The organism is Algibacter aquimarinus (genome assembly GCF_039543265.1).
Lineage (GTDB): Bacteria > Bacteroidota > Bacteroidia > Flavobacteriales > Flavobacteriaceae > Algibacter_B > Algibacter_B aquimarinus.
Window position 1 is genome coordinate 45392 of sequence record NZ_BAABJK010000006.1, and the last position, 14233, is coordinate 59624.

Here is a 14233-nt window from a genome sequence, read left to right on the forward strand (position 1 = left end):
CTAAGTAGACGACGATAAATAAAAAATGTTACAGTACTATGTATAGCAAAGTAATAAATTAACATTTTTTAACTATAAATTTGAAAATAGGAGTGATTTGAACGTAAATGTGAGGGATTAAATGCGACAAAAAAACGTTAGGTATGGTTTTTGTATTAATTAAATCCTAAATATTAATAACATTGTTGACGATTTCAACATAAAAAAATATCTTTGATTTATCTTATAAATTAATAGGATAGCGGTCTAAAGTATAAAAGACAAAAAACAGATGAAACTTTATTTTTCATTTTTCGTAATGTTGTTTTTTACATTATCGGTTTTTTCACAAATTGATAATAAGAAAACATCCATCACTATTCCTGCTGTGGAGAGTAAAAAGGATTCTGCAGACTTAAGCCCATTAGTACCCTCAAAACCTATTGAGAATAATAAAAGTATAAATCCTTTAAATGCACCCAAAATATCAACTAATCTAAACTTACCCAAAAAGGAATTTTCAATGTTTCCGCAAGAAAATTTTGGAAATCCTGGTGAGCTTTTTGTAAAACAAATAAATAAAAATATAGAGGATGTTAAATTATCTCCTGAAGAAGTAGAGCGACGTAATGGTAGTACAACAAATCAGTTTTTAGGCGATTTTAAAAGTGGTGCTAAATTTGTAAATGTCGTTTATAGAGACCACGGTTTTACAGACGGTGATGTTATTCAGGTTTTAGTTAATGATGATATTATTCAACCTCGTGTTTATCTAACAGGAGGCTTCAAAGGATTTAAATTAGATTTGCAAAAGGGTTTTAATAAAATAGATTTTTTAGCATTAAATCAAGGAAGTTCTGGCCCAAACACAGCAGAATTTAGAGTAGTTGATGATACTGGTAATTTAGTGTCGCACAACCAATGGAATTTGGCTACTGGTGTAAAAGCTACTATTATCATCGTAAAGGAATAGTAATCCTTAAGAAACAATCTTATCAATCAATTGCAATTCTTCAGAAGTAAACTCTAAATTATCCAACGCCTTTACATTTTCTTTTAATTGGTTTGTTGAACTTGCACCAATAAGCACCGATGCAACCTGAGGTTGCCTTAAAATCCAAGCAATAGCCATTTGCGATAGTTTTTGCCCACGATTATTAGCAATTTCAGCTAATTGATGAATTTTATCAATATTGTTATTTACAGTTTCTGTATTTAAATATGTTAAATCTTTAGCTGCTCTAGAGTCTTTAGGTATCCCATTTAAATACTTATCAGTAAGCATACCTTGTGCTAGTGGTGAAAAGGTAATACAGCCTACTCCGTTTTTTTCTAAGGTATCTAAAAGCCCATCTTCAACCCAACGGTCAAACATAGAATATCTTGCTTGATGTAATATAAACGGCGTGTTAGATGCTTTTAATAACGCTGCTGCCTTTTGTGTTTCAGCTGGGTTATAATTTGATATAGCTACATACAATGCTTTTCCTTGGCGCACAATATCTGTTAAAGCTCCCATTGTCTCTTCCATAGGAGTATCTGGGTCTGGACGATGGTGATAAAAAACATCAACATAGTCTAAATTCATACGTTTTAAGCTCTGATCTAAACTTGATATTAAATATTTTCGCGATCCTAAATTACCATAAGGACCAGGCCACATATCGTAACCTGCTTTGGTGGCAATAAATAATTCATCTCTATAATTTTTAAAATCTTTATTGAATATGGTACCAAAATTTTCTTCAGCAGAGCCGTAGGGTGGACCATAATTGTTTGCTAAATCGAAATGTGTAATTCCTAAATCGAATGCACAACGTAAAATAGCCCTTGCATTTTGAATGCTATCTACAAAACCAAAATTATGCCATAAACCCAATGAAATCGCAGGCAATAACACACCGCTTTTACCACTACGATTATAAGTCATAGTATGATAACGATTCTCTGCAGCTTTGTATTCGGTAATTTGACTTTTATCGTTGATTTGCATTTTAGGAATAATTTTGATGCAAAAATAAAATAAGTTTTTTGATAAAAATAAAAAGACCTCCAATAAAGGAGGTCTTAAAATATTAATTATACTTTTTACTTAATCTTTTAAAGGTTGTTTTATCTCTTTTTTTAAATTTTTAGCAAGAAAACCCATCATAGATTCATAAAGTTTTATTCTGTTTTCTTCTTTACCAAAACCATGACCTTCATCATATTTTACCATATAAGGTACATCAAAGCCTTTTTCTCTTAATCCTGCTACAATTTGGTCAGATTCGTTAATATTTACTCGTGGGTCGTTAGCACCTTGAATTACAAATAATGGTTTTTTAATTTTATCTATTTGAAAAACAGGAGATACTTCTGTCATAATTGCTTTCTCCTCAGGAATATCTGAATCATACCAAATTTCTTTTACGATTTCTTTGTATGGTTTCCAATATTCTGGAAACGATTCAAAGAATGTGAAAATATTAGAAACACCAACATAATCTACACCACAGGCATATAAATCTGGTGTTTTTGTCAAGCCTCTTAAAACAGCATACCCACCATGGCTTCCTCCATAAATTGCTACATTGTCTTTATCAACCCAACCTTTATCAATAACATACTGTAAACCATCTTCAACATCATCCATAGCTTTTCTACCAATTTGTTTGAAACCAGATTCTAAAAACTCACGTCCGTAGCCACCAGAAATTCTAAAGTTTACCTGTAAAGTAGCGTAACCACGACTGGCAAATAATTGCGCTTCTGGGTTAAAACCCCAAGAATCTCTAATACCTTGAGGCCCTCCGTGTGGATTTACAACTACTGGTACTTTAGCGCCATTAAGCGCTTCTTTTGGTAATGTTATATAACCATGAATAGTTTTGCCATCTCTACTTTTAAATGAGATTGGACGCATTTCGGCCATATCACTTTCAATAAGATGAGGCATTAAATCGTACAACAATTTAAATTCATCTTTCTTAGCATCATAAGAATAGTATTTACCGTATAACTTATCGCTTTGTAAATAAATTAAGTACTTACTTTCATAATCAGTTGCATCTGGAATGGAATAGTTATAACCTGGGAATTTATCAGTTATTCTTTTGTGTAATTTTTTATAGTATTTGCTCACAGGGATAATGTATCTCTTTTCTCCTTCGTAAGTAAAATAATCTAACTCGTAGTTTCTGTTTCTTGATAAACCCATACCAGAAACATCATAATCATCATTTGAAAATAACTTTTTTAAAACTTTATCTTCTTTTAAATCGTATAAATAAATTTGAGTTTTGTCGCTATCTAAATTAGAAATCACATAGGCTTCATGTGGGTTATCTGATGCATAATTAAATGATGCAATACTAAAGCTATCTTTCCAACTTAGCTCTTTCATAACCTCATAATTTTGGCCATCTAAAGTGTAATATAAGTCTACGTTTACACCATTTCTCATTTTTGCAAAGCCTCTTAATTTTCCGTCTTTATCAAATTGGTAACCATTAATTGGATTTGCAGGATCTTCGTTTTTGTATAGTTGCTCTAAATCGCCAGAAATAATGTTGATTTTATAAGGCTCAAAGATCTGTGGATTGTTCTTATTCATAGAAATAATCATATGGTCTTTATCCTCTTTTAAACCTTCAAGAATGCTAACTTGAACACCATCAAAGGGTGTTAATTCCTTTTGGTTTGTACCGTCAATATTTACTGCAAACAAGTGGTAGTTTTCGTTACCACCTTTATCCATAACATAAATTAAACGATTATCATTTGCCCATCCAAAGCCTCTTATTAACTCTTCTTTTTCTTCAATTACCTTTTTAACTTCATTAGTTTCAAGATTTTTAACATAAACATGGTTTTTTGCATTCTCATCTTTTTCTCTATAAGATAAATAAGTTCCATTTGGTGAAAAGCTAAAAGATCTAGCTTTAGGTCTAGCAAAATAATCTTTTACAGAATATTTGTAGTTAGTAGGATTCCAATTAGCCAATTTTTCTAAGTCAGCATCAGATGTTGGCAGTGAAGTATCCCCAGGTAAGGTTTTAGTGGTTTTATTTAAGCTTAAAGGGAATTCCATACCACCTTGGAAAAATGTACCATCTAACGTGTTTTCTTTTAAACTTGCAACATACTTAATTCCAGCTTTAACAAATTTAATGGTGATGGTATTGTCTACAAAAGTAGTTTCGTCCATTGGAATACCTGTTGCACCTTGTGACGGACTATCCATGGTAGATGAGTAAGTATCTGCATCCTTTTTAATATCAAAAACAAGAGGCACTTCGGTTCCTTGAACTGATAATTTTCCTTCCCAAGAGCCGGTTATTTCTTGAGCACCTATTTGCAATGTAGCACATACAAATAGAAAAAAAGCACTACTGAATTTTAAAATACTAGTTTTCATTTTTAACGATTTTATGATTAATGATTTATTTTACTAATAAATATTACTGTTAGAAGCTTAAAACTATTTTTTGTTACAAACGACTTTAATATTTATTTAAATTTTCACAATAAATAGTCGTTAAAAACCCTTTAAAGGTGTTATTTTTGCACGTCTATAAATTTAAAATATGTCGAAAATATCAACTATTGAATTAGAAGAAAGAGCTGAGGGAAAAAATTTATATAGTTATCAAAAAGGGGCTATAGATAAGATATTCAAGGCTTTTGAAGAATCTCCCGATGATTATCACTTACTATATCAATTACCAACAGGTGGAGGTAAAACAGTTATTTTCTCAGAAATTGTTAGACAATATTTAAAGCACCACCAAAAGAAAGTTTTGGTCATGACACATCGTATAGAGTTGTGTAAGCAAACCTCAAACATGCTTACAGAATTTGGTGTAATTAACAAAGTAGTTGATAGTAAAGCAGATTTAAGCGATCAGGCGGAGTATAGTTGTTTTGTAGCTATGGTTGAAACTTTAAACAACCGTTTAAATGATGATAAACTTGATATTTCTGATATTGGTTTAGTAATTATTGATGAGGCGCATTACAATTCTTTCACCAAATTATTTAAATTTTTTAGTCAGTCATTCATCTTAGGAGTTACAGCAACACCTTTAAGTTCAAGCATGGAACTGCCAATGACTGATAACTATGATGAACTTATTGTTGGAGAAAGTATAGAATCGTTAATTGAAAACGGATTTTTAGCACGAGCAGAAATGTTCTCTTATAATGTAGGATTAACTTCATTGGTTGTTGGTGCTAATGGGGATTATACAGTAAAATCTTCTGAAGATTTATATACCGCAAACGATATGCTTACAAAACTTATTCAAGCATACGAAGAACGTTCTAAAGGTAAAAAGACGTTAATTTTCAACAATGGAATTAACACTTCTTTGCATGTTTACGATACTTTTAGAAGAGCAGGGTATCCGGTAGCGCATTTAGATAATACCAATACTAAAAAGGAGCGTGCCATGATCTTAAAGTGGTTTAAAAAAACGCCTGATGCCATATTAACATCTGTAAGTATTTTAACCACAGGATTTGATGAGCCAACAGTTGAGAGTATCATTTTAAATAGAGCAACAAAATCGTTAACCCTTTATTACCAAATGATAGGACGTGGTTCTCGTATTTTAAAAGATAAAAAAACGTTTCAAGTTTTAGATTTAGGAAACAATTTCCATCGTTTTGGTCCCTGGGGAGACGATTTAGATTGGCAACGTATTTTTAGGTCGCCAAACTACTATTTAGATGCTATTTTAAGTGATGAAGAACTGGAGAGTAATTTCCGATACGAAATGCCCGATGCACTTCGTTCAGAGTTCTCTAAATCAAAAGAAGTCTATTTTGATATTCAAAAATGCTATGTTGATTCTATTAGAGCAGGCGAATCCTCAAAAGTAGTTTTAGAGCGTTCAATAGAACAACACGGTAAAATTTGCATTGAAAATAGTGAAGATGTTTATGATGCTTTAGCACTTGCAAAAAAATTAGGTGATGATATTGATTTTAGAATTGGTCGTTACACAAAATGCATTAGCAAGAGCACATACAATTTTGTTGAATGGCTTAAAGGCGATTACAAAAAGAAATTAAATTCTTATTTACGTACTAATTTTGATGACGTTTTTGAACAAATTCATGGATATCCTCCAGAGGATTAATTAAAATTTCCTTTTTTATACATTTTGGTTTTAAATTTTTATAAATTACGTTTCTATTCTTAAAAATTTACAACCAAAATGCACAAAACCATTACTTTCTCTTTAATAATTCTCCTTTTTAGTTTTAAAATAAACTATGGGCAATCTTCAAAGAAACAACAAACTCATACTCTTGATTCAATAAAAATTAATGGATTAAAGTGGCGTTCTATTGGTCCTTCACTAACTTCTGGAAGGATTTCTGATATAGCTGTTAATCCAAATAATCCTTTTGAATATTATATAGCAACTTCTTCTGGAGGTGTATGGAAAACTGTTAACGCAGGAGTAGAATACATTCCCTTATTTGATAAACAAGGTTCTTATTCTATTGGATGTATAACTATGGATCCTAATAATGCGAATATTATTTGGGTTGGTAGTGGAGAAAATAACAACCAACGATCTGTTGCTTATGGAGATGGAGTATACAAATCTGTTGACGGTGGTGCTAGCTGGAAGAATATGGGGTTAAAAAACTCTGAGCATATAGGAAAAATAATAGTTCATCCAAAAAATTCAGATATTGTTTATGTAGCAGCTATTGGTCCCTTATGGAGCAAAGGAGGTGATCGTGGTTTATATAAAACAATAGATGGCGGACAAAATTGGACTCAAGTTTTAAAAATAGACGAACATACTGGAATAACAGATTTAGTAATGGACCCTAGAAACCCAGATGTCCTTTATGCTGCGAGTTTACAAAGAAGGCGACATGTTTATACCTATGTGGGTGGTGGTCCAGGATCGGGACTTCATAAATCTGTTGATGGAGGTGCAACTTGGAAAACAATAAATAAAGGACTACCAAAAACTGAATTAGGGCGAATAGGACTAGCAATTTCGCCAGCAAACCCAGAGATTATATATGCTATTGTTGAGGCCGCAAATGGTAAGAGTGGTTTTTTTGCATCTACTAATAGAGGTGAATCTTGGCAAAAACGAGGAAATCATAGCACCAGTGGAAATTATTATCAAGAAATAATTGCAGACCCAATTCAAGAGCACACTATTTATTCTATGGATACTTGGATGTCTGTAAGTCATGATGGTGGGAAAACTTTTAATAAAGTAGGCGAGGATACCAAACATGTAGATAACCATTCTATGTGGATTAATCCTAATAATAACAAACATTGGCTAATTGGTTGTGATGGTGGAATTTATGAAACTTTTGATGCAGCAAAAACATGGGATTTTAAAGAAAATCTACCTGTTACCCAATTTTATAAAGTTGCCGTTGATAACGATTATCCTTTTTACAATGTTTATGGCGGCACTCAAGATAATTTCAGCTTAGGTGGTCCTTCTCGTGTTCTTACAGATCATGGTATAACAAATAGCGATTGGTTTATTACCAAAGGAGGAGATGGATTTGAATCTCAAGTAGACCCTAATAATCCTGATATCGTTTATGCGCAGTCTCAATATGGTTTTTTAGCCAGATATGATAGAAAAAGTGGGGAGACTGTAGGTATTCAACCTAAAGAAAGAAAAGGGGAAGATGCTTACAGGTTTAATTGGGATGCTCCATTAATTGCCAGTAAACATAAGTCCGGACGTTTATATTTTGCAGCAAACAAAGTTTTTAAATCTGATGACTATGGAAATAGTTGGGAAGTTATAAGTGATGATTTATCAAGAAATATAGAACGAAATAAATTAAAAGTTTATGATAGAGTTGTAAGTATTGATGCCGTTGCTAAAAATAGGTCAACATCGCTCTATGGAAGTATTGTGGCTATGTCTGAATCTCTATTGAATGAAAACCTTTTAGCAGTTGGAACAGATGACGGATTGGTTCATATTTCTGAAGATGGTGGTGCTAATTGGAATAAAATAAATCAAATATCAGGAGCGCCAAAACAATCATATGTAAACAGTGTTTATCTGTCCAGACACAATCAAAATGTTATTTATGTAGCTTTTAATCACCATAAGTATGGAGATTTTAAACCTTATATATTTAAATCTTCAGATAAAGGTAAAAGTTGGAAATCAATAAGTAATAACCTTCCTGAAAGAGGCAGTGTTTATGCATTTGAAGAGGATACAGTTAATAAAGAATTAATTTTTTGCGGAACTGAATTTGGTGTATTTTTTTCAAATAATAGTGGTGAAAGATGGAGAGAATTGGATAATGGTCTACCAACTATAGCGGTTCGAGATATTGCAATACAGGAAAGAGAAAATGATTTGGTTTTAGGAACTTTTGGGAGAGGGTTTTACATCTTAGATGATTATTCTTCACTCCGTAACATTGAAGCCACAAATGTAATGATACATCCAATTAGAGATGCTCTAATTTGGGAGAAGAAAAAACCATTAGGACTTCCAGGAAAAGCATTTCAAGGTGATAATTTTTACAGCGCTACAAATTTGGGACCTGAAGTTATGATAACTTATTATTATGATAAAACATATAAATCTTTAAAAGAGATTCGTACAGATAAAGAAAAGAAATTAGTAAAAGCGAGTAAAGATGTTTACTATCCAAATTATGAGGAATTATACTCAGAAAGCAATGAAAGTAAGCAACAATTGGTTTTTGTAATTAAAGATTCCAAAGGGCTTGTTGTGAAAAAAGAATATACAACGCCTAAAAAAGGATTGAATAGGTTTCATTGGGATTTAAGATATACGTTGCCGGATCCAATTGAATTCAATAAAAATGCTTTTTATAATCCGTTTTCATCAAGAGATCAAGGGACTTTAGTTGAACCAGGCAAATATTCAGTAACCATGTATAAATTACAAAATGGTGAAGCTGAACAAATAAGCGATTCTGTAATGTTTAATATCAAGGCTATAAACAATTCAAGCATGCCTGTAAAAGATAGAGGAGCAAAGGTATCCTTTCAAAAAAACATGGCAGATTTATTTGCAACGTCAAGAATTTGTGCAAGTTTAATTAATGACATGGAAAATAAACTTAAGTATATTAAAAAAGCTGTTAAACGAGCTGAACAGCCTATTGGCATATTTTCTAAGGAAATTCTTGATATTGAAGCTAAATTGAAAGAAGTAAAAACGGCTCTTTATGGTGATAATTTAAAGACTAAACTAGATATTGATCAACCTCAAAATCCAATTTCAAGGTTAAATATTATTTATTCTGAACAAAAATATTCTACATCAGAACCAACAAAAACACATTTAAATAGTTTTAATGTTTCTAAAAATGAAATAAATGATGCTAAGCAAAATTTAGAAAAATTATATAATATTTCTATCAAAGAATTAGAATCGAAATTAATAAAACAAGGTTTGCCATACACTCCAGGGCGAGGTCAAAGAGATTAAGATAATTTTATTTATTCAATTTGAGGAATTAAATTGAATTGTATAACGTATCTTTACGCTCTAATTTCAAACTACTTCACGTAAACTATGGCTAAATCACAAGTAACATTTAATAAAATAGAAAAAGAAAAAAAGCGCTTAAAAAAGAGAGAAGAAAAACAAAAGAAAAAAGAAGCTCGTAAAGCTGAAAAAGAAGCAAGCGGTTCATCAGGAATTCAATTTGCTTATGTAGATTTTAATGGTAATTTAACTGATACACCACCAGATCCTGCAATGCGAGAAAAAGTTGAAGCTGAAACTATCGAGTTAGGAATTCCTAAAAAAGAGGATAGAGTAGAAGAAGAGCCAACTGCAAAAGAAGGTAAGGTCTCTTTTTTCGATCATTCTAAAGGTTTTGGTTTTATAATAGATAGCGTAAATCAAGAAAAATATTTTGTTCATGTTAGTGGTCTTCTTGACGAAGTTGAAGAAAACGATAAGGTTACTTACGAACTAGAACGCGGACAAAAAGGCATGAATGCCGTTCGTGTAAAGAAAATATAACCGTATTTTATTTTAAAATTGCATTTACTACTAAATGGGTGTAAATCGAAAAACAATTTCTATTGTATTGGCGTTTTTCTCCATTTACGTTATTTGGGGTTCAACCTATCTTCTAAACAAAATTGCAGTCGGGGAATTACCTCCTTTTAAATTAGCGTCAATACGATTTGTATCGGCTGGTATTCTCATTTTTATAATTGCAAAAATTTTAAAAGTTAACATATCAATTACAAAAGAGCAGCTAAAAAATACAATTATAGCTGGTTTTTTGTTTTTAACTTTCGGTAATGGTGTTGTTGTTTGGGCACTTAAATATGTAGATAGTGGTTTCACAGCACTTGAGATTTCTGCACAACCTTTAGTTGTTTTAATTTTAATGCGAATTTTGCAAGGGAAAAAAATTTCTCCCATGTCGTACATTGGAGTTTTATTGGGTTTTATTGGTATTTACCTATTAGTTAGTCAAAAACAAATTATAAGTCAGGAAGGTCAAATTAAAGGCATGATCATGATTTTTATTTGTATGTTAAGTTGGGCTTATGGGAGTTTATTTGTTGGTAAAGCAAATTTACCTACAAATTATTTTGTAAATACCGGGTATCAAATGTTAGCTGGAGGTATTATGCTTGCCATTGCTAGTTTATGTTTTGGAGAAACATGGTCATTACCTTCGTCTTGGAGTGCAGACGTGCAATGGTCTATGGTAGCTCTAATTATTTTCGGAAGTATTATAGCTTTTACTTCATTCAATTATTTACTGAAAGTAGTTTCTCCAGAAAAAGTAGCAACTTCAACTTACGTTAACCCAATTATCGCCCTTATTTTAGGGTGGTGGATATTAAATGAACAAATTACCAAACAATCGATAATTGCTGCTATTGTGCTACTTACAGGAGTATATTTTATTAACACTAAGCGAAAAATAAAACCTAGAAGTATTGGACGTTAAGAACGCAATAAAATTTATGCTTATTAGCACATTTGCTTTTGCTTGTATGAATGCAATAGTAAAGTTTTTAACAGATATTGATTCTTTTCAAATTGTATTTTTTCGGTCAATTAGTTCCTTATTTTTTACTTTCGGATTTCTTATTAAGAATAAAATTCCCATTATTGGCTCTAATAATAAGTTGCTAATATTACGGGGTGTAGTAGGTGTTACATCCATGACACTATTTTTTATGTCGGTCAAATATTTATCGGTTGGCACAGCTGTTTCGCTGCGTTACACAGCTCCAGTTTTTGCAGCCATATTCGCTGTCTTACTGCTAAGAGAAAGAATAAAACCTATACAATGGTTGCTTTTTTTAATAGCATTAGCTGGTGTATTTATTCTTAAAGGATTGGATACTCAACTGAATTCATACGGCTTACTTCTGGTGCTTCTTGCCGCTATTACTAGCGGTTTTGTTTATGTTATAATCAATAAAATAGGGAAAAGTGAGCACCCTGTTGTGGTAGTTAATTACTTTATGGTTATTGCTACCGTATTTGGTGGTGTTATGTCAATTTTTAATTGGGTAAACCCTGAAGGGATTGAGTGGGTATTACTATCAGCATTAGGCTTATTTGGTTATTTCGGACAAGTTTACATGACTAAAGCTTTCCAGATAGCGTCAACAAATCAAGTCGCTCCCATTAAATATGTAGAAGTTATTTTTACAGTATTATTTGGAATATTTCTTTTTGGAGAAATTTATACCCTTTGGAGTATATTGGGTATTTCAATGATTATTATTGCGCTGGTTTTAAATGCATTGTATAAAAAATAATGCTTTTTCATGACTAACAACCCAAATAAATATTCATTAGTAAATCCTAAAAAATCACCCATATTCTACGGTTATTTTATTCTATTTTTTGGAAGTATTGGTGTTTTGGCAAGTATTCCAGGGCAAACAGTTGGTGTTTCAGTATTTACAGATCCTGTAAAAGATGCCTTAGGTCTTACCAGAAATCAATTTAGTAATGCCTATATGATTGGTACTTTTCTTAGTTCATTTTTTATAAGTAGAGCAGGTATTTGGTTTGATAAATATGGGGCGCGTAATGTAGCGTTTTTTGCAGCTTTACTTTTGGGAATATCACTAATTATAGCTTCGTTTTCGGTAAATATTAGTAATACCTTTTCAGAGTTATTGAACACCCAAACCTGGATTATTCCTTTTTTAGTTATTACCATATGCTTTTTTTTAATCCGATTTAGCGGACAAGGTGTAATAACAATGTCTTCAAGAAACATGATAATGCTTTGGTTTGACAAAAATAGAGGTAAAGTAAATTCAATAAGTAGCATTGGTGTTTCGCTAGGGTTTTCAATTTCACCAATATTTTTTAGCAAATTAATTGATGCATATGGTTGGGATAAAAGTTGGCAAATACTTGCGGTATGCTTATTCGTTTTCAGTTTTTTTATTTTACAATTTTACAGAAATAAACCAGAAGATTTTGGAATGCATCCTGATGGATTTATTTCGTCTGAAAAGGAAAATAATATCAATCCATCAGATTTTAGTCTAACTTTAGAAGAAGCGAAAAAAACCAGAGCTTTTTGGATAATTGGTCTTATGTTAGCTTTTAATAGTTTCTTTATAACAGGATTTACATTTCATGTGGTTTCAATTTTTGAAAGTCAAGGTTATTTAAAATCTGAAGCGATAGCTATATTTTTACCCATATCAATAATTGCCATATGTGTATCTACTTTATGTAATATTTTAAGTGATTATATTAAACATAAAATATATGTACTAATAATGATTGCTAGTGGATTTGTAGCTTCATTTGGATTGTTACTTTTAGAAAAACCTGTTGGCGTGTATTTATTAATTTCTGGTTTAGGAGTTTTAGGAGGTCTATTTGCAGTTGTTAACGCTGTTACTTGGCCACGATATTATGGTAGAACTTATCTAGGTGCCATAACAGGAAAAGTTATGAGTTTCTTAATTATTGCTAGTGCTATTGCACCAACTATTTTTAGTTATTGTTTTTCTAAACTAGGCTCTTACGGTTATATCAGCTATATTAATTTAGGTTTTCTAATTATTTTAGGTATTGGTTTTATTAAATTAAAAAACCCTAGTGATGAATAAGATTAAGGCTATTTTTACAATATTTTATACTTGTCTACCATACAGTATCTTTGTACTTTTGGTTACCAAAATCAACTAGTTTTAATGAATATGACATTTAAAACACGCATTAATAAATTTAGGAGAAAACTTATGCAAAGCATTACCAAAAACATTGGTAGTGCTTATTCAGAACCCAAAAAAGGGGATTTAAAACTAGAAGAAATAAAAAAGGTTTTAATTATAAGACCTAACCACAGACTAGGAAACCAATTACTTTTAACACCAATAGTCCAAGAGGTTATTAATACTTTCCCTAATTGTGAAGTTGATTTATTTGTAAAAGGTGGTGTAGCATTTCCTGTTTTTGAAAATTATGAAAGCGTTAATAAAATAATCCCGCTTCCAAGAAAGCCATTCAACAATTTGTTTAAATACGTAAAAGGTTGGATTTCTATAAAAAAGAAGCAATACGATTTAGTGATTAATGGTGATAAAAACTCATCTTCAGGGCGTTTGCTTACACAATTATCAAAATCTAATTTTAAAATTTTTGGTGAAGCATATGAAGCTATAGAAAATGACTATGCAGATTACAAACACATTTCTAAATACCCAATTTATAACCTTCGTTATTATCTGAAAAGCTTAGGTATTTCGAATGTTGATAAAGAGCTACCGGTTTTAGATATTAAGCTTAGCAATGATGAAGTTTTAACGGGAAAAGGCATATTAGATAATATTACTAAAAACGATAAAAAAACAATTTGTATTTATACCAATGCCACAGGAAATAAATGTTATTCTGAAGACTGGTGGATAACCTTTTACAATCGTTTAATAGCGACTTACCCTAATTATAATGTCATTGAAATGTTACCTATTGAAAACATATCAAAAATTAATTTTCAAGCACCTAATTTTTACAGTAAAGACATTCGAGAAATGGCAGCAATTATAAAGAACACGGTAGTTTTTATTGCCGCTGATAACGGCGTTATGCATTTAGCTAGTGCTTCATTAACGCCAACAGTTGGGTTTTTCTCGGTAACTAACGAAAGCGTTTATGCACCCTACGGAAATGGTAGTTTAGCTATCAATACAAATAATTCAAATATTGATGATTGGTTTAAGCAATTAGATATAATTTTAAATTAAACTACTGAGGTAAAG

At 31.5% G+C, this 14233-nt stretch carries 10 protein-coding genes; 8 read left to right on the forward strand and 2 right to left on the reverse strand.

Going from position 1 to position 14233, the window contains the following annotated elements; all coding sequences use genetic code 11:
- The first annotated feature begins 271 nt into the window (after positions 1-271).
- A complete protein-coding gene (locus ABD939_RS09365) occupies positions 272-952 on the forward strand; it encodes a hypothetical protein (protein ID WP_345167520.1) in 681 nt (226 codons plus the stop codon).
- A 6-nt stretch (positions 953-958) separates the two neighbouring features.
- On the opposite strand, the gene mgrA is transcribed toward ABD939_RS09365, so the two are convergent.
- Together mgrA and ABD939_RS09375 are read right to left on the reverse strand one after the other, a co-directional pair.
- Positions 959-1972 (reverse strand): L-glyceraldehyde 3-phosphate reductase, encoded by a 1014-nt coding sequence (gene mgrA / locus ABD939_RS09370; RefSeq protein WP_345167523.1) that lies wholly within the window; start codon positions 1970-1972, stop codon positions 959-961.
- 99 nt (positions 1973-2071) lie between these two features.
- A complete protein-coding gene (locus ABD939_RS09375; RefSeq protein WP_345167526.1) occupies positions 2072-4378 on the reverse strand; it encodes a S9 family peptidase in 2307 nt (768 codons plus the stop codon).
- 169 nt (positions 4379-4547) lie between these two features.
- Between ABD939_RS09375 and ABD939_RS09380 the strand changes: the two genes are divergently transcribed.
- The 7 genes from ABD939_RS09380 (at position 4548) to ABD939_RS09410 (ending at position 14218) form a co-directional block, all read left to right on the forward strand.
- Complete coding sequence (locus ABD939_RS09380; RefSeq protein WP_345167529.1) at positions 4548-6104, forward strand: DEAD/DEAH box helicase; 1557 nt, start codon at positions 4548-4550, stop codon at positions 6102-6104.
- A 78-nt stretch (positions 6105-6182) separates the two neighbouring features.
- On the forward strand, positions 6183-9446 hold the full coding sequence (locus ABD939_RS09385) for a WD40/YVTN/BNR-like repeat-containing protein (RefSeq protein ID WP_345167533.1): 3264 nt from the start codon (positions 6183-6185) through the stop codon (positions 9444-9446).
- Between the two features lie 87 nt (positions 9447-9533).
- Complete coding sequence (locus ABD939_RS09390; RefSeq protein WP_345167536.1) at positions 9534-9989, forward strand: cold-shock protein; 456 nt, start codon at positions 9534-9536, stop codon at positions 9987-9989.
- A gap of 34 nt (positions 9990-10023) precedes the next feature.
- Complete coding sequence (locus ABD939_RS09395) at positions 10024-10938, forward strand: EamA family transporter (RefSeq protein ID WP_345167539.1); 915 nt, start codon at positions 10024-10026, stop codon at positions 10936-10938.
- A 16-nt stretch (positions 10939-10954) separates the two neighbouring features.
- Positions 10955-11761 carry a DMT family transporter gene (locus tag ABD939_RS09400; RefSeq protein WP_345168477.1) on the forward strand — a complete coding sequence of 269 codons (807 nt, stop codon included), beginning with the start codon at positions 10955-10957 and terminating at the stop codon, positions 11759-11761.
- Positions 11762-11770: 9 nt separating this feature from the next.
- Positions 11771-13081 carry an MFS transporter gene (locus tag ABD939_RS09405; protein WP_345167542.1) on the forward strand — a complete coding sequence of 437 codons (1311 nt, stop codon included), beginning with the start codon at positions 11771-11773 and terminating at the stop codon, positions 13079-13081.
- A 132-nt stretch (positions 13082-13213) separates the two neighbouring features.
- Complete coding sequence (locus tag ABD939_RS09410; protein WP_345167545.1) at positions 13214-14218, forward strand: glycosyltransferase family 9 protein; 1005 nt, start codon at positions 13214-13216, stop codon at positions 14216-14218.
- Positions 14219-14233 lie beyond the last annotated feature (15 nt).